Source organism: Bacillus sp. SRB_331, assembly GCF_003264175.1.
In the GTDB taxonomy this organism is placed as follows: Bacteria; Bacillota; Bacilli; order Bacillales; family Bacillaceae_G; genus Bacillus_A; species Bacillus_A mycoides.
The window spans coordinates 1-24,511 of the sequence record NZ_NADV01000034.1 but is presented as its reverse complement, the minus strand read 5'-3'; the positions used below and the strand labels follow the sequence as shown (position 1 = coordinate 24,511).

17 protein-coding genes and 4 pseudogenes are annotated in these 24,511 nt (G+C 32.9%); 10 read left to right on the top strand and 11 right to left on the bottom strand.

Going from position 1 to position 24,511, the window contains the following annotated elements; genetic code table 11:
- Positions 1-1,055: 1,055 nt before the first annotated feature.
- Complete coding sequence (locus B5P42_RS22745; protein ID WP_113735306.1) at positions 1,056-2,264, bottom strand: MFS transporter; 1,209 nt, start codon at positions 2,262-2,264, stop codon at positions 1,056-1,058.
- A gap of 191 nt (positions 2,265-2,455) precedes the next feature.
- On the opposite strand from B5P42_RS22745, the gene B5P42_RS22740 reads away from it, so the two are divergent.
- Together B5P42_RS22740 and B5P42_RS22730 are read left to right on the top strand one after the other, a co-directional pair.
- A complete protein-coding gene (locus B5P42_RS22740; protein WP_113735305.1) occupies positions 2,456-3,334 on the top strand; it encodes a LysR family transcriptional regulator in 879 nt (292 codons plus the stop codon).
- A gap of 870 nt (positions 3,335-4,204) precedes the next feature.
- On the top strand, positions 4,205-4,747 hold the full coding sequence (locus B5P42_RS22730; protein ID WP_113735303.1) for a stress protein: 543 nt from the start codon (positions 4,205-4,207) through the stop codon (positions 4,745-4,747).
- Positions 4,748-5,246: 499 nt separating this feature from the next.
- On the opposite strand, the pseudogene B5P42_RS22725 reads toward B5P42_RS22730, so the two are convergent.
- Positions 5,247-6,683, bottom strand: a pseudogene (locus tag B5P42_RS22725) (IS4 family transposase).
- A gap of 397 nt (positions 6,684-7,080) precedes the next feature.
- Between B5P42_RS22725 and B5P42_RS22720 the strand changes: the two are divergent.
- The 3 genes from B5P42_RS22720 (at position 7,081) to B5P42_RS22710 (ending at position 8,038) form a co-directional block, all read left to right on the top strand.
- Entirely contained in the window at positions 7,081-7,497 is a 417-nt protein-coding gene (locus B5P42_RS22720) for a DUF2178 domain-containing protein (RefSeq protein WP_113735302.1), read from the top strand.
- A 13-nt stretch (positions 7,498-7,510) separates the two neighbouring features.
- Positions 7,511-7,711, top strand: a complete 201-nt coding sequence (locus tag B5P42_RS22715) for a helix-turn-helix transcriptional regulator (RefSeq protein ID WP_000790480.1) — start codon at positions 7,511-7,513, stop codon at positions 7,709-7,711.
- 114 nt (positions 7,712-7,825) lie between these two features.
- Positions 7,826-8,038 carry a hypothetical protein gene (locus tag B5P42_RS22710; protein ID WP_113735301.1) on the top strand — a complete coding sequence of 71 codons (213 nt, stop codon included), beginning with the start codon at positions 7,826-7,828 and terminating at the stop codon, positions 8,036-8,038.
- Positions 8,039-8,470: 432 nt separating this feature from the next.
- Here B5P42_RS22710 and B5P42_RS22705 read toward each other — a convergent pair.
- Positions 8,471-8,629: pseudogene (locus B5P42_RS22705) on the bottom strand (IS4 family transposase); the annotation flags it as partial.
- 403 nt (positions 8,630-9,032) lie between these two features.
- Between B5P42_RS22705 and B5P42_RS22700 the strand changes: the two are divergent.
- Entirely contained in the window at positions 9,033-9,620 is a 588-nt protein-coding gene (locus tag B5P42_RS22700) for a recombinase family protein (RefSeq protein ID WP_113735300.1), read from the top strand.
- Between the two features lie 617 nt (positions 9,621-10,237).
- On the opposite strand, the gene B5P42_RS22690 is transcribed toward B5P42_RS22700, so the two are convergent.
- From B5P42_RS22690 to B5P42_RS22660, 7 genes and pseudogenes are all read right to left on the bottom strand, one after another.
- Positions 10,238-12,340 (bottom strand): N-acetylmuramoyl-L-alanine amidase family protein, encoded by a 2,103-nt coding sequence (locus tag B5P42_RS22690; protein WP_113735299.1) that lies wholly within the window; start codon positions 12,338-12,340, stop codon positions 10,238-10,240.
- 371 nt (positions 12,341-12,711) lie between these two features.
- Positions 12,712-13,023 (bottom strand): annotated as a pseudogene (locus B5P42_RS22685) (DM13 domain-containing protein); the annotation flags it as partial.
- Positions 13,017-13,907 (bottom strand): annotated as a pseudogene (gene tnpB / locus B5P42_RS22680) (IS200/IS605 family element RNA-guided endonuclease TnpB); the annotation flags it as partial. The pseudogenes tnpB and B5P42_RS22685, both read right to left, overlap by 7 nt.
- A gap of 220 nt (positions 13,908-14,127) precedes the next feature.
- Positions 14,128-15,207: a Ger(x)C family spore germination protein gene (locus B5P42_RS22675; RefSeq protein WP_113735298.1), complete on the bottom strand. Its 1,080-nt coding sequence runs from the start codon at positions 15,205-15,207 to the stop codon at positions 14,128-14,130.
- A 2-nt stretch (positions 15,208-15,209) separates the two neighbouring features.
- A complete protein-coding gene (locus B5P42_RS22670) occupies positions 15,210-16,292 on the bottom strand; it encodes a GerAB/ArcD/ProY family transporter (RefSeq protein ID WP_113735297.1) in 1,083 nt (360 codons plus the stop codon).
- A 20-nt stretch (positions 16,293-16,312) separates the two neighbouring features.
- Complete coding sequence (locus B5P42_RS22665; protein ID WP_113735296.1) at positions 16,313-17,812, bottom strand: spore germination protein; 1,500 nt, start codon at positions 17,810-17,812, stop codon at positions 16,313-16,315.
- Positions 17,813-18,285: 473 nt separating this feature from the next.
- The gene (locus tag B5P42_RS22660; protein ID WP_113735295.1) at positions 18,286-18,783 is read right to left on the bottom strand and encodes a GNAT family N-acetyltransferase; all 498 of its coding nucleotides are present in this window, start codon (positions 18,781-18,783) and stop codon (positions 18,286-18,288) included.
- A 477-nt stretch (positions 18,784-19,260) separates the two neighbouring features.
- On the opposite strand from B5P42_RS22660, the gene B5P42_RS22655 reads away from it, so the two are divergent.
- The 4 genes from B5P42_RS22655 to B5P42_RS22640 all read left to right on the top strand — a co-directional run bounded on the left by B5P42_RS22655 (position 19,261) and on the right by B5P42_RS22640 (position 22,980).
- Positions 19,261-20,205 carry a tyrosine-type recombinase/integrase gene (locus B5P42_RS22655; RefSeq protein ID WP_113735294.1) on the top strand — a complete coding sequence of 315 codons (945 nt, stop codon included), beginning with the start codon at positions 19,261-19,263 and terminating at the stop codon, positions 20,203-20,205.
- Between the two features lie 119 nt (positions 20,206-20,324).
- Positions 20,325-20,513 (top strand): hypothetical protein, encoded by a 189-nt coding sequence (locus B5P42_RS22650; protein ID WP_113735293.1) that lies wholly within the window; start codon positions 20,325-20,327, stop codon positions 20,511-20,513.
- 828 nt (positions 20,514-21,341) lie between these two features.
- The gene (locus tag B5P42_RS22645) at positions 21,342-22,001 is read left to right on the top strand and encodes a GntR family transcriptional regulator (RefSeq protein ID WP_113735292.1); all 660 of its coding nucleotides are present in this window, start codon (positions 21,342-21,344) and stop codon (positions 21,999-22,001) included.
- A 1-nt stretch (position 22,002) separates the two neighbouring features.
- Positions 22,003-22,980 carry a DMT family transporter gene (locus B5P42_RS22640; RefSeq protein WP_181458820.1) on the top strand — a complete coding sequence of 326 codons (978 nt, stop codon included), beginning with the start codon at positions 22,003-22,005 and terminating at the stop codon, positions 22,978-22,980.
- Between the two features lie 293 nt (positions 22,981-23,273).
- Here B5P42_RS22640 and B5P42_RS22635 read toward each other — a convergent pair whose 3' ends face one another.
- Positions 23,274-23,981 (bottom strand): IS6-like element IS240C family transposase, encoded by a 708-nt coding sequence (locus B5P42_RS22635; protein ID WP_113735290.1) that lies wholly within the window; start codon positions 23,979-23,981, stop codon positions 23,274-23,276.
- Between the last annotated feature and the right edge of the window lie 530 nt (positions 23,982-24,511).

The following is a 24,511-nucleotide window of genomic DNA, read 5'->3' as shown; positions in this document are numbered from 1 at the left end:
TGCGATTTTTGCACCAGAACCCCTAGTAAGCCATTTTTACAAATGTGAAACTTTGCTGAATCTAGATTTTTTCCAAGTCCCATTAACCGAATTTTATGACAACTCTTTTCGACATAATGTTACTTGAAACTTTACTGCACTTTTAGTAGTACAATCTGCTCCTACCTTAGTGGTCATATCAATTACACCTTTATTAAAACATTAAATTTTTAATGCGTAAATAGTAGAATTTTGTCGAATGCATTCAATAATTCGACTATTAAGTATTAATATGAGTGAAAATATTATACTTCTAAAATTAATACTTAATCTCATTAAAATAATTATAATTTTATATATGTAGTAAAAAGATAAAAATTTTAACCAACAAAAAAATATAATGTAATTTAAATATTTTTAATATAACTTAATCACACTCTGTGTATAGACTCCCTATATTTGGATATGCAAAGTTGCATCAAAATATAGGTTTAAATAAGCTGCGCTCTTATTAATAACTAGCTGTAGAGAAAGAAAATTTTGTTTAGGGTCTACTTAAAATCCTTAAGTTGATGGCAATGTGGTGCGACCCCAATAAAGTGATGTCCCCTTTTTTCTCTACTTATCTTCTAATACTTGCTACTATACAACAATCGTATCATATTTAAATAACGCTCTAGGCACATATTTCGCAATAAAGCTATCAAAAATATAAATAAAATGTCCATTTTACATGAAGTAGTTGTGACTTTACCCATAAAGTTGCCGCTAAAGGAAGCATAACTTTGCCGGAAATCACATGTTATTGAGGAGATTTAGTTGATTATTCGAGGGAAAAGGAAGCATAGCTTTGCCGTGGATTAATTACTAACCCATAAACTTGCCGTGAATATAAAACAAATAAAACACCTCGCACTATGATAAAAAGCATGACAGCTTATGTCATGCTTTTTTGTTTTATAATTAAAAATAATTTTAAGTACTTTGTTCAAATTATTTTTATTTGTATGCACGTAAAGAGTAATTTTTCACTAGTGCATCCACAACTCCATTATATTTCATAAATTAAAAATACCCTAAGCAATCTCTTTCTTTACCTTTTCCACAATAGAACGTGAAGATATTCTACCATGCAGTAAATAGTAAACACCAATTCCGCTTATTATAAGGAATGAACCATAAAAATATAATGAGCCATGATCAATTTTAGTTACTGCAATACCAAAGATAAATGATCCAATGCCGAACCCAAAATCAAATATAGAAAGGAATGTAGCCGTAGCTAATGCTCTCTTTTTAGGAGGTGCTACTTGAATGGCAATGGTTTGAAGACTGGGAAACATGGTTCCCCAACCCAATCCAATAAGGGCTGCTGCTGAAAGAAATAACAAGGACGTATTCGATACACTCAATAAGAACGTACCGACTGCAAGGCATAAAATAGCTGGATAAATTATAATATTTGCCCCGAATAAATCAAACCATTTTCCACTAAAAGGCCGAGAAATTAAAAGGACCACTGCGTACACAACAAAGAAATAACCAGAAACTTCCACTAAACTTTGTTCTTTAGCATATATAGATACGAAGGAAACAATTCCTGAATAAACCAGTGCAAAGAAAGCTGAAACCAATGATACAGGAATGGCAGAGGTTTCTAAAAAATCCCCAATTTTCATATCTGTTTTTCGTTCAATTGTCCGTTCTAACATAACAGTTTTCTTAGGTAATTTAACGAATAATCCTGCAACGAGTGCAAAGAGAGCACATAATGCATTTATGATAAACATTAAATTTGTTCCTGCTTGCTGCATAACAGTCAGACCCAAAAAGGGACCAATAGCCATACCAAGATTTAACGTTAGTCCATAGTACCCCATCCCTTCTCCTTTGCGGGATTCCGGGATTAGATCGGCAGTAATTGCTCCAATGGCCGTTGTTGCCATTCCAAAGCCAATTCCGTGAAAAAAGCGAAGAATTAGTAAACCAATCATAGAGTGTGGAATGAAATACAAAATTGAAGCTGCGAAAAGAACAAGAAGGGAACTTATCAAAACGATAAACTTTCCTGACTTTTCGATCCATTTACCTGCAAATGGGCGTGTTAGGATGGATGCAATTAAAAAAATTGTAGTAATAAGTCCTGCTTCAGATCCGGTGCCATGCAATTCTTGTAAAGCATATATCGGCAGTGTAACCAATAAATAATAAAATGTTGCAAACGCGAGAAAATTAGTAATAAGAATACTGATAAAATCCCTTGTCCATAATTGGGGTTTATTCAATATTGCCACCTCCCATATAATATTAAGCTCCTACGTGTTTGTCTTTCTCATCAGACAAACATTAAAAGCCATGCTTGAGTTATTTTAATGCTATTTTATTTGCTTACTCATATTATCACCTCTATAATTATATAGAAAATATCTATAATGTTATTTACATATATCAAAATCATATATATTGGAGGTAAACGATGGACATAAGACAATTACGCTATTTTCTTATGATTGCTGAAGAAGGACAAATTTCTCGTGCTGCCAAAAAACTTCACATGGCACAACCCCCATTAAGTCAGCAACTTCGACTTATGGAAGAAGAGATTGGTGCCGTACTAGTAGAACGAAAAAGAAATGGGAAGACCATGGAACTCACTGAGGCTGGCAAAATTCTATATAAAAAAGCCCAGAATATTTTAAATTTATTTGAGGAGTCGATATTAGAAGTAAAAGAAGCTGGTGAAGGAATCAGAGGTTCTCTATCCATTGGTACAGTTGCCTCATGTGTTTCTTATCTGCCTAAAAGAATTCAATATTTCCATGAAAACTATCCAATGATTTCATTTAAACTGCGGGGAGGAGATCCAGGTGAAGTGAGTAAACAGTTGGAAAAACGCAATATCGAACTTGCCATTGTTCGTTTTCCTTTAGAAATGGAAGGCCTTTCTATGATTCCTTTGGGAACGGAATCATTTGTTTTTGTGGCACCGAAAAATTGGGAAAATTTCCATTCAAAAGAAGCTATTCAAATGAAAGAGATTGAAAATGTACCTTTATTGCTAGTCCACAGAACGAAGGGAGAGGGGCTGTATGAAAGAATTATAGAAGAATGTGAACGATTCGAATTCCAGCCAAATATTTTGTGCGAATGCCCAGATATTAATATACTTCTTTCTTTAGTTGAAACTGGAATTGGAGCAAGTATACTGCCTAAATCTTCAGTATCTGAATTTCGTAATATTGGAATTAGGGTATTGGATATCCTAGATTCTTCTCTTCAATCAGAGATAGCATTAGTTTGGCTTAAACAACGATATCTTTCCAACGCAGCACGTAGATTTATCGAACTATTTTAGCTAACCCCCTCATGCAAGTTATAAATTTTCACTAGAAGATAGTAAACGTCAAGTAACTCCAAAATATACAATAAAGGTTGATTTTAGAGTTACTTTTTGTTTGCTTCACTTTTTTCGGTACTTTGCATCTAGACGGTAAATCCATTGACCACGGCAAGAATTTATCGATGAAAGAACTGAAAAGATTTGCTATCGACTTGTAGAAAAATCGATTATGTTACAAGGGGTCACCATATCATTCTGGGAAAATTGTACGCTAAGGACTACAAAACCTTATTCTTACAGTATTTTTAAAAATAAATACATGTTCAGAAAGATAAAAATCTAAGTTTAATTGAACATTGATTTGTTTACACACTTTATGAACATGATTACAGTCAGAAAGCGTTGATATTGTTGAGTTTTATCCTCTGTTCATAAATATAAGATTTTCTGGACAGATGCCTCTTAACGTACAGGAAATGTTCAAAATGTGTCTAAACGTACAATTTTCCCGAAATGGTATGGTGAGGCCAATAATAGACTACGTGAAAAAACCACATTTTGTATAAAAAGATACCTTAAGTTGATGGATGTGGGGTCCCGCCACATTCCCATCAACTTAAGAATTCAGAATTACCCCAAACAAAAGATTTTTCATATATTAACGAAAAATTCAGTCAATGTTTTTTTATTCCTACAAATGTATATTTCCCTTGAATTCAGTTCCAAATATGCATAAACTTTATTATTTTTTTGTATATTTATTACTTTTCGACCGTTAAAAATTTAATGACTTTTCAATTAAATTGTTTGCCTCTCCTGTATAAGAAATATATACTTTGAAGTGTAAGGGTTAATACCTTATAAAAATATAAAGGAGGTTTTTTTATGAAAAAAATGAAAAAGTTAGTGAACATTGCTTTAGCTGGAGCTATCGGTTTAGGAGGATTGGGGGCGTTTGCACCAACAGATGCAAGTGCGGCTGAGATCTCTCCTTCTAAAACAAATATTCCTACTAACCTATCTACTGAATTACCTAGTAATTTTGTAGAGTCTAAGTTACCAAACGCAGCGAAAGCTAGTGCAAATTTAGATGTAAGTATAGATGTATTAGGTATCGCTAATTTGGTTAGGAATGCCATCAATAGTCAAACTAATCGTTCAGGATTTGTAAAAGGCGTAATGGAATCAACATTTTATTCTGCAGGTCAACGCTATAATGTTATGGTTTTTAATTTAAACCAAAACTATGATGATCGTTTTAACGGTGTTAAATTCTTCGGAACAACAGTATATGATGGAATCACTTTTGGAATTTGGGTATTTGAAGATGGGGAATTTACGAATAAAGGTGATGGTGGATGGATTAACTGGGCATTTAGAGGTTGGTTCGATCGTGATGGTGGCCATGTTAAATTTTATCGTCCATAAAAATAAACCACAAAATCAGCCAATTTTGCGGTTTATTAAATAAAAAGTATTACTAAGCCTAGGAGATTATATTCTAAACTCAACTCCTAGTAAAAACAGTATAGATGATATTTATTAAAAAGAAAAGCACTCCGAGGAGTGTTTTTCTTTTTTGTTTAAAAATAAATGCTCACACAAATGATCTGCATATCAATTCATCTTTGATATACAGATCATTTGTGTGAGCAAACTTTAAGGGGTTACTGATTACGGCCTTCGGAATTTACCACCTCTGCCATCTTTTGTACCAACCATTGACAAAGAATTTACCACACCTTGACAATACTTTACCAATAAAAAACTACTCTAATTCACTAATAGGGGTCACTATACATGCCCATCAACTTAAGAGCAGAAACAAAATGAACTTTCGTTCATATGAACGGAAAAACTTTTAAAATACTTTGTGTCCTTAAAAATGAACATACCAAATAAACCTCAATCAACCCAATTTCAAAAATTATGCAATTTTCTTTTGTTTTTCCAATCCACTATACTCATAAATAACACCCAGGATATCAAAGACTGTTTTTTTCTCATATCTGTGAGATTTTCGTCCATTTTTCAGTAAGAGGCTGAATAGACGGCACAAGATTTTTGTTATTTCTTGAGTGTTTTGTTGTATAGCCTGATATAAGATGTATAGATGATCTTGTATCATTCCAATGGCCTTATATTCGCTTCATTCTTTTTGTTTCTTTTGTAAAATCAACTGTCGCATCTTAAACATAGTAGAAGAACATAGAAAAATAGCAATAAGTTTTCCATAAATGTGACATTCTAATCGCTCTTGCTTGATATTTTGCCCATGATGGATTTGAAAAAGTGATTTCCAAGTTTTAAAGATAATTTCGATTTGCCAGCGAAGAGAGTAAAAATCATGTATTTGTTCCATCGGAACAATCTCCCAAGGTGTATTGGTAACATATATGTTTATGCCAGCTAATCTTTTGCTTTTCTCTGAATATGTAATGCCCTTTTTACTTTCCGTATACACTTGTTTTTTCATACGCTCACGAAGTTGTTTTTCAGTTAATCGATACATAATAACTCGTGTGAATAGTTTTTTATCCTTTCCAATATAACCGTCTGTTATTTCATGGACCTGTCCTGGTTTTAAGGTGTTCATAATGTGTTCTAAATCAACTTTGATGTACTGAGATTGTTTTTTTACTGTCCCATTTCGAAAGTATTCAGGAAACTCATTTTTGATATACACCATATTATTTAGTTTAAGCCGCGATATATAATACACGCCTCGTTGGTCCATTTGATCCAAATCGTCCAGTGAATAATAGCCTAAATCTCGAATACATAGATCGCCAGGCCGTAATGTCGCTAAACATTCTGTTCCAAAGGTCTTATCATTATTTTTCCCCGGTTCAACTTGAAAGTTTAAAAACTGTCCGCTATGTAAATCATATTCTAATTGAATCTTTATACCCGCTGTTTGTGCACAACCACCTGATCCAGGATACACACTAGCTAAATATTTTGGCACTTGAAAAATCGTTGCATCTAAAATACGAATTCGTTGAAAATAAGCGATTGAAGAGCTTTGAATCACTGATGTTTCACAAATTTTACTTTTTAATAATGCAGAGAAAATGTGTTTTAAAAAGCAAACAGCTTTTTTATTAAAACGCTTATTGAGCCCTTCTGAACTCATAAGTGTTCCTGTAACAGCATGAAGTTGACTACATAGTCGCACTAAAGAATCACTCGCTACTCGTTGACTGATCCAAACACAGATAGTAGCTAAATCATGCCCTGAAAACTTACGTTTCCGTTGTACAAAACCTAGTTCTCTAGCAAGGTTTTCTAAAAATGAAGGAGTAAGATGTTCATATAATTCTTCAGCAAATAATTGTAGTTCATCTTGAATCGATAGATTCATACAAAAACGCCATCCTTTCTGTATATTTCTACAAAAAGAATAACGTTTTCTATGAATTATGGGTATAAATTCATCTTAAGTTGATAGTAATGTATGGTGACCCCTAATTGACGGATAGCACAGTAATTTAGAAAACCAGTCTGTTCAAAATCAAAAAAAATTCATTCATAAAGTATTTGATCTTGTAGTATAAGGGGAACTCTGTTAGGAATCTATTGTTATTTTTGTTCTTCATTATATATTTTCACCAGAACCAGATTTAGAGATGACTTGCATATGTTTTGAAGTTTTCGCGTCAGAACCAATTAATGCTAGACATCCTCTTCAAGGTAGTATAACATGAAGATGACTTCACATGAAATAAACTTCACATAAAGTTGTGTTAGGAGTGATTTGTTTGAACAATAGATTTAAAGAACTTTATTTATGTTCGTTTGCAATGATTGCAATAGGTTTTATTGAAATAATATTTGATCACACTGAAGCGAATTTTGCTGAGGGATTTTATTTAGGTAATTTAAAGATACTTACAGGAGCGATCTTTTTAATTTTCGCTTTAGTTTCTCAAACTAAATTTAATACTAATCGTAAACAGTTAGAAAGAGAGCTATCAAAAGAATATGATGAGAGGGATGATTTAATAGAAGGAAAAGCTTCACAATTTACCATGAGTATTCTAATGCTCATGATTATTCTTATGATGTTTCTTTCGAAATGGATTATGATTCCAATGAATGCTGGGCTATTTCTCATTATAATATGTTGCCTAATTACTAAAACATTAGCTAAAAAATATTATAGTTGCTTTCTTTAATTAGGTGATTTATATGAAAAATATAGTAAAAGAGCTACGTTTAAAGCATGGAATAACACAGCAAGAATTAGCTGATAAAGTATTTGTATCTTCAAGAACGATTATTTCGTTGGAAAAGCAAAAGTATAATCCATCTGTTTTACTAGCATATAGAATATCTGCTGTTTTCAACCTATCAATTGAAGAAGTTTTTATATTTGAAGAAGATGACTAATAGTAGTATACAAATATAATTGACAAGAAACATTCAAACAATATAGCAAAATACAAATAATGAATATAAGTAGGAAAAAATTCATTATTTGTATAATAAGTGGAGGTAAATATAATGGCTTTAAAATTATTTGGTATCGTTTTTGGAGTGGTATTAATCTTATGGGGATTATATAGAATGAAAAAAGATGATGCATTCGTAGGAAAAACTCAAACAAGAAAAAATCTTTTCAATTTGTTGATTCTTGGAGAGGCTTCTGGATTAGGACAATTCTTAGGTGGAATTCTGCTTGTCATTTTAGTAATCGTATCCTTTATAATTAAATAATTTGCAAACAAAAGAGGTAGCTTTAATCAAACTTTATTCTAAACCAACAAGTATAAGTAGTCTCCTTTATTAAGCATTGTTTGTAATAACAATAATATAGTGTCGGTTTGAAACAAAGATGCACCGGGCGCTTTTCTTTAATAACAATCACAAGAAATGCTTAAACTTTTTTATAAAAATCAAAAACATAATTTAAAGAATTAACTCCGTTTTGAACAATCTTTATTCAAAATGGAGTTTTTACGTTAGTTGGGGTCACCATACATGCCTATCAAGTTAATAACTCAGAATTACCCCATGCCCCATGCCCATCAACTTAAGGTTATGTAAGGTCAACTTTGGGTAAGAGATTTTCTTTTTTCTAGAGAATAATTGTAGATTATATAAAGATTTGCATACGAAATAAGCCCTAAAGGGTTTCAATTTTTTTATTTAAGCCGCAATATTGTGAGATGCAGAACAATTATATACGACACCCAAGATATCAAAGACTGTTTTCTTCTCGTAACGATGAGATTTCCTTCCGTTTTTATGTAAGAGATTGAACAGGCGAAGTAAGGTCTTTGATAGTTCTTGGGTGTTTTGTTGTAGAGATTGATATATAAGGGGTCACCATACATCCCCATCAACCTAAGATTTTAAAGTGCCCCCTAAATGGAAATTTTGTGTTTTTTTACACCGAAGTTCACTTTTATCGTTTTGGAGGCGTTTATTTTTCTTAAGTTGATGGGTATGGGGCCACCATATCAAAAAAAGAAAATTGTACGTTACGACACAATTTAGACACATTTAAGTCAATACCCTGTACGCTAAGGGTAAAATAGACCTAAGTAAAACGTTACAAAAATTAACATTTATGCAACACTCCACTTGGTCTTGATTTTTATGGCGTCATAACGTTGCATATATTATGTTGCAAATCGAATCCCGAAAATGATACGATATTTGTAGCAAAATAGAAAAATAAGTTTATGCAACGTTAGGAGAACAAAAAATGAATTACGCATATATTCGAGTGTCAACTTCACAACAAGATTACACATTCCAGAAAAAAGCAATACTTACATATTGTGAAACAAACCAAATTGAATTGTTAGAAGAATATATTTTTGAGGAAAAGCAGAGCGGTAAAAATATGGAGAGAGAACAATTCCAAATTCTTATGCAGCAATTAAATCCAGGTGATACACTTATTGTCTATAAATTAGATCGTTTAGGTAGAAATCTTTCTGATATGATTCGTACCCATGAAAAACTGATTAAAAATGACATTGGCGTCATTGCTATTAATGATAACATTGATACTCAGAAGAAAGATGACATGACTACGAAAGTAATGGTTACAATCTTATCTTTATTTGCTGATATTGAACGAAACTATATACTGGAGCGAACACAGGCTGGTCGCATGAAATATGTAGAAAATGGCGGGAAACTGGGGAGAACGCCTAAAATTAATAAGTCTAAAACTGATTTGATAATTGAGTTACTTGAACAGGGAAAAACGAAACAGGAAATTGCTGATTTTCTAAACGTTGATAGAACTACCATTTATCGAACATTAAAACGAAATGGTTATTAAGAACATTATCCATAACAAGTGTCATTTATGTATCAAATTTCACTTTCAAAAAATTTGATCATAAAAAACAGCACCTTTAATTGTTAGTATGTATTACAATTAAAGATGCTATTTATCTATATTTTTTATTAATTTTCCAGAAATCTTGCAATAAATATATAATTGTTATGAGAGCCATTAGACCATTCATTATAAGAACGATTACAATCAATAATTCCATAGTAGGTAATAACATAATACATAGTGAAACAATAGCTGCAATAAAAGGAACAATCGCTCGTGTTCTTGTTATGTAACATTCTTCACTTTGTTTAAGTTGGGGCATTATTCTACTGATAATTAATAGGAAAGGAGTGGTAGCCAAGATGCCTAACCATCCCAAAGTATTTTCAACAAACCAAGGTAAAAATGGCAGGGCTGAAAAAAATATAAATAGGTTCAGTACTAACAGAAATAATTATATGAGAGATAATCTTATATGTATTCGTTGCATTTTGTTACACCTCAGAGAAATGAATAAAATGAAAGTGGGTCATATAGGCATAAGCTGCATAATATGACCCACTTTTACACATCGTACTTCACTCTTTGTAAGAGATAAGGCTATTAAAAATCCGTTAATTTACATTTATCCAATGCTTAGCAGTAATACGTCCCGAGTCGTCAGTTTCAATGTATTCCTCTCTGTCCAGCTTACCATTAGCATAAGATTTACTACCTGTTTTACCCTTGAAGTTTCGCTTAGTTACACCGTTATTATCAGTGTAATACTTACCCGTATAATTAGGCCACAATGTTCCATAACTATAATATTCACCTTTGTCGGCGAAGTAATATAATGTTCCATCTATTTCTTGAAGACCGCCTACCCTTTCAGCTTTATCGTTCAGATAGTATTTACCATATTTACCACCATCATCACGCCATCCTGTAGGTAAAACTTCTCCATTTTGATTAACGTAATATTTTTTTCCATCAACAGTAAAATTAGTTCCAACATCACTTAGCGCTTCTCCGTTCAGCATAGAAGCCTTCTCAAGTACGCCTTTATCAGAAAAATGAAGAATGATATTTTGATCTTCTAGACGTATTTCATCTTTAGTTGCATTGTAATTTTGGAAGTAGTACATTTTACCATCGATTTCTCGTAGGCCTTCTTTAACAAATGCTCCAGTATGGTCAGAATATTTTTGATTTATCCATGATGATTTTTGCAAAGCACCTTCATCATCAAAGTTGTATTGCTTACCATCAATATCTGGATGAACAAAACCTCTCTGGAACGCGCCGTTCTGACCAAAATAATACGTCTTACCTTTAATGTCTTGCCAACCATTCAAGAGGAATCCATCAGAATCTGCGTAAAAACGTTTTCCAGCATATGTTATCCAACTGTCTTTTATCACGTCTCCATCAGAATATTTTGCAGAGCGTTTAGTTGAATCTTTTTCATCAGTTACTATTTGAAATCCATGATATTCCGGGTTTTTATTTTCTTTACCAGGATACCACTTGATTAACCAATTATTCCATTTATCGTTCTTCAAATCAGCGTTAAATAAAGAAGCCTCTTTATACTGATCAGTGAACTTTGCTGAGGAATCATCAACAGATAAATATTGTCCTTTGTCATTTTGTAAAACAAAGCGTCCCTCTTCTCCTGTATCATGGAGTGTCCATACTTTATCAGGACCGATATTATACGTTCCTTCCGTAGAACCCAATACACTCGGGATATAGTGTAAATATCCTTTTAAAATAACTTTGTTAGATCCTTTTTTAATTGGGATAATTTGAAAATATTCTCTACCGTACGGAATTTCGTTAAATACTCGAGCTTGAGAAAGCCTGCCGTCCTCCCAGCTTCGAAGGAATCCATCGTTGGTTTTAATTTTCATCGAAATAGAGGAATACGCCCCTTCTTTATGTTGTGTGAGAATATCAGCCATACGATAACGCAATTCATGAGTATCCGAATCTGTAAGAGAAAAAATTTCTTCTTTACTTACTGGCTTTGAAGTAATTGTTGCCAGCATTCGCTTTTCTTCTGGTAGTTTCTTAAACAGTTCATTCTCATCAGTACGAATATCAGGCAGACCGCTTTTCAGATAAGCGTTTGGGAATGTGTCTCGTAAATATTTATCTGCTAAATCATTTTTACGGCCGCTATTATCACTTTGTAGATAATAGGTTTTGAAAGTCGCAAGTGCAACACCCGTTTTTCCTTCATCTAATTGTTTTTGTGTAATATACAAAATATCATGGTTAGATAGTGATGGTTCATCAGGAGTTAAGTCTACAATTGTACCAGCTTGTTTAATACGAATTTGTTCCCCATTCTTTATCGTTTTATATTCAACTTTTCCGTCTGGATAAGCAAGTTTAACTTTCTTGCTAAAATTTTTATCTTTATAATAATCAAATACGCTAATACCAAATTCCCCATTTTTAAAAGTAGGGGCTTTGTAAGCAATGTTTTCATGCTGAGCATAATAATAGCTTTTTACATCGATTTCCTCTAACCATTTCCCAAATGGTTCTTTAAGAAACGCATCATAGATACTTCCAAATGTTGTAACAATTGTTGCAAACGTATCAACATCTGCTTTCACCTTATTTTCCGTTAATGGACTTGCTATTGGGTTAGCACTGAATAAAATCCCCATTGCAATTCCTACAGGTAGGACTTTTGGTATCCTTTTTTTGTATTTTTCATTCATAACGTCATTCCTCATTTTCTATTTGTGTTTTTTTCTTACTTATTAATCTGAATTTCATGTTCGTAAGTTCATCATAATTTAAATACCTTTCAAATTTCTTGCATAAATGTTACAAAAGTCTTTCATGAAATTACAAATAAATCAGATTTCTGCTGAATTTCTCAATATCGTAAACGAATTTTGATCTCTTTAATTCACTAGCAAAGAGGGTGTTACCAAACAACACTTCTGCTTCTTTACAGTTATTTATAGGAATGCAGCTCGTTCTTGCCTTCTCTAAATCTACAACGCAACTTTCCCTTCTTCCATACATTCTACAAAACAAAAAACAGGTGATAGATTTCAACTCTATCACCTGTTTTTATTATTTCTTATTTTGCAAAATAAGCTGCACCAAAGTTTTCATTAAATCTCTTACACCATACAGAAACTGCACCGTATGTACTTACATCTATCTCATCAGAAATTTCATAGTTTTGATCGCCTTTGTTGCCCTTTAATTTTCCTAATTCAATATAGCGATGATTCTTAACATCTTCATTATTTTTTAAGATTTTCGTAGGAATCAATACGACTTGAACATCTGGCCCGTTAGAAGTTACAAAATTGGTGAGTCGTAAAATACGTTTGCCATCCGATAATTGATGAATTGTTGCTACTCCAGTTGTTTCATGGACATCGTTCGAAATTGTGACCAAGATACTTCACCAATCGCTTTTGCAAGCTTTCTATTTTTGAGCATGTTACTGACTTGTAAGTCTTCCATACCGATAACATCGTGGTTTTTGATGATTTCAGTAGAAAGTTTATGTAAGTAATCAGCTCTTGCATTTGCAATATGTTCATGGATTCGTGCAACTTTCACACATTGTTTATTCGAGTTCGAAGAACCTTTTGTTCTTCTAGAAAGGATACGCTGTGCTTTCGCTAACTCTTCTTCTAATGTACGGAAGAATTTAGGGTTCTTGTATGTTATGCCATCTGAAAGAATGGCATAATCTTTTAACCCCACATCGATACCAACAGAAGAACCTGTTTTTTCTACTGGTTGCACTTCTGTTTCTGTAAGAATAGACACAAAGTGTCTACCGCTTGGATTTCGTCTAATCGTGGCATTTAGGATACGTCCTGACATTTCACGACTTTTGGCAAATCTAACGAAACCGAGCTTCGGTAACTTTATTGTATGACCTACAATGGCGATATTATGATTCATACATTTTGTTGTATAGGATTGTATTTTATTCTTTTTAGACTTGAATTGTGGCATATCATTTTGTTTCTTGAAAAAACGTGAAAAAGCATCTGCGAGGTTTTTCAATGAGGATTGAAGAGCGGTACTATCTACTTCTTTTAACCAAAGCGTATCTTGTCGTTTTTTTAATTGCGTAAGCTCGGCAGAGCAAGAAGGATAGGTTAATCCTTTTCCCGCTTCTTTATACGTATCATTCCAAAGAGCAAGAAAATGGTTAAATACAAAGCGACTGCAACCAATCGTTTTAGCAATTAATATTTCTTGTTTCTTATTTGGGTAGATACGAAATTTATATGCTTTATTTACTAACATAGGTTGCACCTCACTTTTTCATAGTATATCTACAGTATACAAAAAACGTAGGCTTACGCCTACTGACATTCATCTCCCACCTAAAATTGGTGTTTCACACCTTCACATTTTTGAGGAAGGAGTCTTCTGTCAGAAAACGATAAAAATTATTAAATATACTCAAACAAGCATCTCAACTTTTCATGAGATGCTTTCCTGTTTTCATACCTTATGTGACTTTTTATTCTGTCACACCAGATTGGATAATTTTCACATCCGCGGTTACATGAAAACGTAAATGCTTATAGGAGTTTTCCCACTCTTTATCGTTCCACTTTTTTGTTTGAGTCCTACCAAATTTTCTAAGACCTATAGGATCTGTTCCATTATTGATAAATCTTTTTAATAATTTGGTTGCCTTTTGCTCTATTTCCTTTTCCATTATCTTTTCTAGCTTTCGTATTTCTTTCGGATTATCCAAATTTTTTGTTTTTGTTAATTCTAGAATTTCACCCGTCACTTGAATATGGGCATCAATGAATGGATTACGGCTATTGCCTTTCATTTTGTATTTTGTTCCAGATTTAATGTTTTCTATCGTAGCATAATTATCAGAAAAACCCGGAAGGTGGGATTGATACGTTCCATTCTTAAATTTATCGGTCAACACTTTGAATATAAACAAATCTTTAGATGAGAGTGTATCAACCATCTTATACCTTTTAAATAAAACTACGCCATTTAATTCTAATAAATTTCCTTTTTTTGAAATTAGAGGCAAATACGAGTCTCTCGCATCATCATAAACTTGATTTAAAAATAAATAAAAATTTGTCTTTGGTTGCACCCCATTCTTAATATTTTGCTCAATTAAAGAAGATAAATAGGTGGAAACTCCTTTTTCTTTAGAGTAAGTTCCTCTTAAAAGTGCCTCTCCGCTTTCATTTGCAATCGCTAAATAGATTGCATTTCCGATACTTGGGATTCGGTTCATAGTTTCTAAAATTTCTTTCATTCCTTTTTTAGCTAATTTTTTATCAAATATAATCATGCGTAATTGACCTAACTCTAGAGGTCCAGAAGATTGTTCAGATGCTCTTGCCAGAATTTCTTTACTACTCTTCCCCGATGCTGAATAAATTTTTGTTTGTCCACTGCCACTACTTGTATATGCCGAAATCGCAAAAGTTCCTCTTATTTTATCTTCAGCCTCTAAATCATATGAAGCAACTTGAATTAAATCGATGTCATCAACAATTTTAGTTTTAGCACACCCTGTTAAGAGGACACTTAATATGAGAAAAAATACCCACTGTTTCATCTTTATCTCCTTAATTTTATTCGAATGGTTTGGATAATCCAAAATATAGGAAGGTACATATATATGTAAATAAAGCCAGCTTGGCCTACCCAACCATTTAACAAATTCAGCTTATTACGATTATTCAAGAAAAATGTTAAAATGAAGATAAATAGAAGAAGAAACGGCAAAATAAATTTTTGTTTTATCCTAAATGTCTCTTTTATGCCACGACTTACTCCCCATAATGTTATGGCCATATTCGGTAATATAAAAAACGCCCAGACAGAGATTATTATGTACTCAAATCGCTCTATAAAGGGAAGTTGGATGATTTTGGTCATACTTAAATATGCCCATATAGCACTAGAAAGTTGTTTTTCACTAAAAAATGCAAGTGATAAAATCATAAGGTATGTGTATATAACCGTCGTTACTAAATTCCCGTAGTGCGCATATCTCTGAGAGGTTCGCGCATTTTTAATAAAGGGATAATAAATCAATAACATTTCAAATCCTAGATAGCTGAACATAGTTCCTTTCATTCCTTTAATAATTTCTTGAAATGAATGCTGCCATATTGGAAATAGGTTTCGAAAATCTGCGTATTGCAAAGGATAGAAAAATGTAAAGAACAATAAACTTGGAATGACAATTCCAAAGAAACCAATGCCTGCAACTACACGAAATCCTCCTGTTACAATGTAGTAACATAAAATCAAAAACCAGCCCGAAAGAATCCACGTAGGCATAGAAGGAAACATCCAAACATGTACTACCTCAATATAACTGTGTAATGTTGTTGCACCTAGCATTAACACATATGCTAGAAAAATGAGATTGAATACTCCACCAATCCATTTTCCAAAGACATTCTGTTGGATTATGATGATGTCTCCATTCCCTTGATTCAAAATTTGATAAATAATCCAAATCATAAGGTTAACAGACAATCCAAAAAATAGGGTACTAATCCATGCATCGTTTCCTACTAACTTTGCACTAACTCTTTCAAAACCAAGCATACCGACTCCCATTTGCATAGTACAAATTAAAAAAAATACAACAAATGGGGAGACTTGATACTCAGTTGGAATGTTCTTCATAACGTTCCTCCATGTTAGGTTCAATCATCAAAATCATTTCGTGATAAAATTTCATTTTTCTTTGCGTCTTCCGGATTAAAACGAATGCGCTGTTTGGTTCTTGAAAATAAAGGTCGCTCAAACATTGATGAGATTGGCATACGAATAATGCTGTCTTTCCAATCTGCCAGTCTTGTAGGATAAAAAGGGAATAAATAAGGACGCTTTAACGATTTTGTACGTAATAAATGTGTTAGAAGAAAAGAACTTGCTATAACAATCCCTAGTAACCCTAGTAGTTGTGCTGCTACTATAAATGGAAAGCGGATTACTCGAATTGTAATACCAATTCTATAAATTGGAGTTGTAAATGATGTAAGAGCAGAAAGAGCAACAATAATGATAAGCACGTTACTTGTAAGACTGGCTTGTACCGATGCTTGTCCAATTACAATACCACCTACTATACCTACGGTTAATCCAACTTTAGTTGGTAAGCGCGCCCCTGCTTCTCTCAGTAATTCAATAGTTATTTCTAAAAAAAACGCTTCGATTACTGGAGGGAAAGGTATCTTACTTCTAGAAATCACCAATGTTTCAAGAAGTTCTTTCGGAATAAGCTCGTAATGATATGTTAATATTGCAACATATAAGGGAGTAGTTAAAATGGAAAATATAAAAGCAAAAATTCTTAACAACCGAAAAAAAGAAGCTAAAACCCAAGGCATAGTATAGTCTTCTGTTGAAGAAAAAAATTCAATCAATGTCGTAGGGAGTGTAATAGCAAACGGTGAGCCATCTACAAATAGTGCAACCTTTCCTTCTGCCAAAACAGCAGCTACACGATCCGGACGCTCTGTATTAAGGAAGTGTGGAAAAATAGAATTTGGATTATCTACAATCAGTCGGGCTAAGTAAGTACTATCAAGAATGTGGTCTATTTTAACTTTACTTATCCGTTTTATGATTTCCTCTACATTTTGATTGTTTACAATTCCTTCAATAAATACTACCGCCACAGAAGTATTAGAAAGATCTCCTACTCTCAATGCCTCTACTTGGAGAAACGGCGTTGGAAGCCTTCTGCGCAGCAAATTCAAATTTGTATCCAGATCTTCAACAAATGCGATTTGTGGGCCTACAATATTATATTCAATTTCAGCTTTTGAAATATCCCTGCCTTCTTTTTTTGATACATTTATTAACAAACCACTTGATACATCTTTATCTATTTGAATTAGTATATACCCGTCTAAAATATCATTCTGAATGTCTTCTATTTGTTTTGTTACTTTTGCAACTCCAATTGGTAAAACAGCTTGAATATCTTGTAGTGAATCGAAAGGCTTTTCTTTTATGTACGGTAAAACATCTTCTTGTAACATATTTACATCAATCAATGTCCGAAAATATGAGATCACTACAAGAGTATTATCTGAATCGATTTTTAATTCAGTGAAATCTCCGGATTTCTTTAGCAATTGAATAAGATCATGCAAAGATTCTATAGGATAACAAGGGATTTTTTCTTGCTGTTCCAATTGATAATCACCTTCCCTTCAGAATTAAACTATATAATAAATTCAATAAAATTCTAATTTTAAACTTTACGAACAGTAATATATAAATATACTTATTGAAATTGCTATGTCCCCTCTAGAAATAACTTAACCCAAAACGAATAGAAAAATGTATATAAAGAAAAAAGTATAAGGAGGGGTCTCTGTTTATTGCAAAATAAAAATACAGAATGTTGCAGAATTTCTATTCATCGATATAAAACACGGCTTTATTTGGAGAGGTAGGCGTGATAGATTTGTTCGAATCCTGCCAATCTTTTTGATATCTGGGTTCTTGGCAGGAAAACCATGCTAAGCAAAAAATACAATAAGCTGCCCATATGGACAGCTCATTTACATAATTCTCGTTATCAGAAGTTAATTTAGATTATATTCTTCTTGTTCTATGTCAGGAATGTTAGCATTTATGATTTTTCAAGAACAGAATATGAAGTTTATAATAATTTCGCCATATAATACTCATTAAAAGTTTTACCGTTAATACATAGAGAGCTTCTTTTTGTTCCTTCAATATCAAATCCACTTTTTTTGTATAGAGCGACTCCAGATTCATTTTCTGTTACAGTGGTAAGTTCTAATCGTGATATGTTATGTTTTGGAGCCCATGTTGTTACGTTTTCAAATAGTTTTGTTCCTATCCCTTTTCCTCTATGTTCTTGTAGGATACCTATAACAAGATAAGCAGAATGTTTTATTCTCTTAACAGTTCCACCCATAGCAATTAAATATCCAATTAGTTTTTCCTTTTCTTCAGCAACAAATATTGTTGAATTGTTTTGCTGTTTTATTCGTTCTAATTGCTTTTGTTGTTGTTCTATGGTGGTTTTTCTTTCTTCAGCCTCCATAAGCATAAAATCGGAAGTATTCTCAACTTCCTTTATTAGATTTATGAAGTTTTCAGCATCTTCAATTTCTATCTCTCTAATTAGCAAAACAATTTCCCCCTCTTCTACAATCCTATCTGTTAATAGAACAAGAATTATTTTCTGATTTTTCTTTATTTTAACATAAATGGGGTTTATGTAGTGATGGAACAAGAACGAAAATAATGTTTAATCAAATTATGGGGACACGTTAAGACATTTTTTAATGTATACCATATTCACGACAGGTTAACATAATGTCCTATTATTGGTAGCAAGGACAAGACGGAACCCTACTCTCACAAGGGAACCTTCTTTTTTGTTCTATGGTCTATGCATTTTTTTATACATTCCTATACTGATGCGGTTTTAGGGTTCTTGTTTGTTACTGGATTAGCCGAAAAACTGTATAAAATCTTGTATACTCTTAGCGTAGGGTTTTTCCGAAATGTTAGTGATACCCCAGGTATAAATTTAGAAGGGTATGTATACTTTAAGCGATTTAAAATTTGATATACTAAAAGAAAAAATTAGGATGATAAGGCTATGCCAACAAAAGAGTTCCAAGACACAGTACAGCATTTTTCTTCTTTCTTATTAGATAAAGGTAGAAAACCTTCTACAATTAAACGATATGCCTATGATATTGAAGATTTTGGTCAATGGTTGCAAGAATCTAAAAAGCTTCCATTACAAAATATATGGACGACACTTAATACAGAGGATTATGAAGAGTATTTTAATGATTTAAAGATGCAACGAAATTACTCGGATAAAACGTTACATCGTGTTTATATTGTACTAAGTAGACTTTATAAATGTTTAGATCTACCTAACCCAATAGAAGATATGAATTTTGTAATTCAGCCTAATCGTGCGTTACGAGATGAAGACTTTATTTCTAAAGCGGAAGAAAAAAGATTAAAGTACATTTTAACCTCATTAGAAGGGTTAACAGAAAAACAAATCTCTGTTCGTCCAGTACTTATGGATCGTAACATTGCTGTTGTGCATTTACTCATTAATAATGGATTGTCCTTACAAGAACTTGTAGGTTTACAGATGAAGCACGTTCATTTTGAAAACAACACGATCTCAGTACCAGGAATAGTGGGTATAGAGAGAACGATTGTTTTAAGTGAAGATGATAAAAAGCGCTTATATAATTATAACAAAAGCATTCCTGAACCTGTTCGTCCAAGGTACCATAGTGATGATCCACTATTCGTTGCATTTGATTTTACTCGAAAAACTTATCATTGGTCATATGACAACGATGCTCCAAAAGCCTTAACAGAAATTGCTGTTCAAAAAATGATTCGACTTGAAGTTGAAAGAGCGAATTTACGAAAAGGAATTTCAGCACAACATCTACGGAATACCTTCATCTTACGGTTAATCGAAAATGAAGTTTTAGAGGGAGAAATAATAAAACAGGTAGGTTTTAAGTCTAAGCTTTCGTTAAAAAGATATTATGATTACATCGTTTAAAAATAACGGAGGAAGACAACGTGGAAAGAAATGAGAGTTCCAGGTATAAAGGAATCAGATGTTTTTCAAGTTCAGTTAATAGAAAAGCAATAAGAGAAAAATGAAGGGAGTATGTTGCAATGAATAAAGGAGATGCTATTTTACGGTTACTTATGGAAATGAAACTGGAGCTAAAAGAAGTAAAAGAACAAGTGGAACAAGTGCATACATCATTAAAAAATATGGAAAAGCAAAATCAAAAAAGAGAAATCCCTTCAACTATTTCTAAGAAAAAACAGGATTGGAAATATCCTTCTAAAATGAAATAAGAAAAAGATCACGGATTTATATGTAGTACCCTACTACTTAAATATGGATCTACAAACGAAAAGAACTAGTATCATACTAGTTCTTTTTGTTTATTTAGAATAGATAAAATTTTAAAAACACATGAATATTCATGTTACCATATATTATGACACCCAATTTTGTTTATACCATACAACAAAACTAAACTAATCCCTTATCTATAATAGATAAGGGATTAGTTTGTATAAATAATTTTTATTTAACAATTTTAATCCGGTCCAGAGATTAAAAACCATATTAAAAATTTAACATAATCCCACTTATCGATATTCAATATATCTAGAAAAATCCCTTCAGTTTACTTTTATATGGTTTTTCATCAATACTCATCCCCTTTTACCATCTAAATGCATATATACAACTATCGTATCACATTTAAATTTAAATACGGCTCTAGGTACATATTTCGCAAGAAATCTACCCGAAATAAAAATAATATCTCCATTTCACATAAAATAGTATCCAAAACAGACGAGACCGAATCCATTAAGCGGATTAATTAGGGAGTCCCACCAACAAAACGCGAATTTCATACACTAAGGATTTATTTCTTTAAAAAACTTGGTTTTTTCATACGTTAAGAAGGTTCCTTAAACGTTATTTGATGTTTGTTATGATACTTTGTTTTTGGCAATGAGTTTTAGAACTAGTTTTTGACCGTATTTTTTTAAGTTTTGTTAGAACTAAATAGAGTTCCTTAAACGGTCGTTTTTAGAATTTGATAATCGAGTATATTTTATTGAAAAATTAGAGTTGACCACAAAACCAATATCCGATATATTGGTTTTATGAAAAAAGATATTATTAAACCCATTAAACGTATGTCATTTAGAGATGAAGTATATCTAACTTTGAAAAAAGCAATCGTTACACTAGAGCTGCAACCAGAGCAACGCTTAAATGACAAAGAATTAGCAGAAGAATTTGGAATTAGCCGTACTCCAGTTAGAGAGGCGTTGAAGCGTCTTGAGGATGAAGGACTTGTTGAATCTATTCCTGGTTCAGTTACTCGTGTTGCACCATTAAATATTGAGGAGGCGAAACACGCATTTACTGTGGTAGCAGTTTTACACTCGTTAGCTGCTCGTTTAGCAGTACCATTATTAAAAGAGTCGGATATTCAAGAATTAGAGTTCAGTAATAAGGCTTTACTATTATCTATTGAGAAAAAAGATATTATAAAAGCAATTGAAGCTGACGAGTTATTCCACAATGTTTTTTTAGATGTGGCAGGAAATCCTGAAATCATTCGTGCGTTAGAACGAAGTATATCTAAGATTCAACGTCTCGAAATTTCTCAGTTCACTTCTATAAATGGTCTAAAGTCAGTAGAACAACATCAGCAAATTATAGAGGCGTGCAAAAATAAAGATAACGAAACAACAGCGCATCTTGTAGAACAAAACTGGTTAAGTCTTGAGAAATTAATGACTTATGAGGCAGATTGAGATGAGAAATTTGCGCCCTATTTTTTTAGGTATATGTGCTGCTTTCTTTTTTGCTTTCACATTTATATTAAATCGAGCAATGGAATTATCAGGTGGTAGCTGGATATGGAGTGCTTCATTAAGGTTTATTTTCATGCTTCCATTCCTTTTACTTCTTGTTATGAGTCGAAAAAAATTAAAAGTATTATTACAAGTTATGAGAGAGGATTTAAGTGCATGGTTTTTATGGAGTTTTGTAGGTTTTGGTCTATTTTATGCTCCATTATGTTTTGCCGCTGCACATGCACCAGGATGGATTATTGCGGGGACATGGCAAGTTACTATTATATCAGGATCTTTGTTAGCTCCTCTTTTTATCCAAACCTATCAAACACCAGATGGAATTATTAAGAAAAGAGGAAAAATTCCAATGAAGGGTATGAGTATGTCATTGATTATTCTTCTTGGTATTTTCCTTATGCAAATGGAACAAGCAAAATCGCTTGCTGTAAAAGATATTATGTTAGGTATTATCCCTGTTATTGTAGCTTCTTTTGCTTACCCACTCGGGAATCGTAAGATGATGGAGGTTTGTGGAGATCGTCTAGATGCTTATCAACGTGTCCTTGGAATGACATTAGCTAGCTTACCGTTTTGGTTTTTACTATCCTTGTACGGTCTTTTTACAGCAGGAATACCTAGTAAGGAGCAAACTATGCAATCTATTTTAGTTGCTATTTGCTCTGGTGTAATTGCAACTATCTTATTTTTTAAAGCGACTGATATGGTTAAAGGAGATATGCAGAAACTTGCAACCGTTGAAGCAACACAATCCATGGAGGTGCTTTTTGCTGTTATCGGAGAACTAATCTTATTACATTCTTCATTCCCCTCTATTTTATCTTGGTTTGGGATGTTTGTAATAATGCTAGGAATGATAGCACACAGTTATGTTTCCCATAAAGGTGAAACAGTGCATAAGCAAAATATTAGTGCTTAATTGATATTTTAAAATGTACAGTATAAACCCTTTTCTAGTTAGTAAAAGTAATTTTATTATTATAAGTTTTATGTCAGAAATTGATTAAGTAAAAGAATATGAACAAAAGCCGATGCCCTTAATATATAGGGAAATCGGCTTTTTCTTTATGAAAATTTTGCTTAGCGTACGATATTCGCGTTTTGTTGGTGCTACCCCTTAAAGAACCTAGTCCTGTTATTACTGAAGAGGGTTCTGGTGCAAATAAAGGATACATTCCAAAAAACACTGAGGATTCCTACCGGAATCGTTCTTTACGCTGTTAATCCAAATAATTGATGAATGAATTGTTTTTGATTTTGAACAGACTGATCCCGTAAATCAATCTGTTCTTTTTTTATCATATGCATGGCTTCTACTCCTGCAAGAATAAATGTAGCTGTGCGAAAAGATTTAAGTCCTAACATAGAGCGTATACGTTTTTTAATGAAACGATGGTCTTGCTCTACGATGTTATTTAGATATTTTATCTGCCTGATTTGAATGCCTAACGGCATTTTTTTCTCTTTCTTCAACTCGCTGATAGCAATGGGATAGGCGGGATTTTTATCAACTGTGATTGCACGAGGTTTTGAAACATGAAAAGACCGCAAAGCCTTCTTGAAGAATCGCTTTGCAGCCTTATGGTTTCTAGATTTACTGAGGTAAAAATCAATCGTGTTCCCTTCAGAATCAACGGCACGATATAGGTACATCCATTGTCCTTTTACTTTTATGTACGTTTCATCTACTCTCCAGGAGTCATTCGTTTGTTTGAGATGACGTCGAATTCGCTTATCTAACTCCGGCCCATATTGATGGACCCACCGCATAATCGTTGTATGAGCCAAGGATAGTCCTCTTTCCTCCATCATTTCTACCAAATCACGAAAACTAAGATTGTACCGTAGGTACCAACGTACAGTTAATAGAATAATATCTGGCTGATAGTGCTTCCATTTAAACAAAGTTTCCTTTTTCATACTGATCACACACCCTTTTGTAGAGTAATAGTATCAGTATGTCTAAGATTTACAGATTCATTGCACAAGTGTTATATTTTTTGCACCAGAACCCTATATTTAGGTCTTAACATCTAAAACCCTTATTTCAGCCTTAGACCTAATAAAGTGCTCCTCTCTCTTACTTGGGGCTAAGCAGTTAGCTTTTGCTAGCTGCTCTTATTTTCTGCAATTGGTTACATTTACCTGATGTTTTTAACGTAATATTACGTTACGATATAAAAGAATAAAATATATTTGGCTGTTATACCATTACCCTAGGAAACTAGGGTTTTTTTCTGCAAAATGAAATTTTTATAAGCTTGTCACCATTTTATAAGACAAACATACCTTATAGATATAAGACGTGCTCACTCATCACCCTAACATAATTTATGCATATACTGTTTTAATGAACGAAACTCACTGATTTTCATAAAAGAGCCTCCGACCAGTAGACGGAGCTCTTTTTACTTTTAAAGCTGACTACCGTTGCGATAGGTAAGACTTTG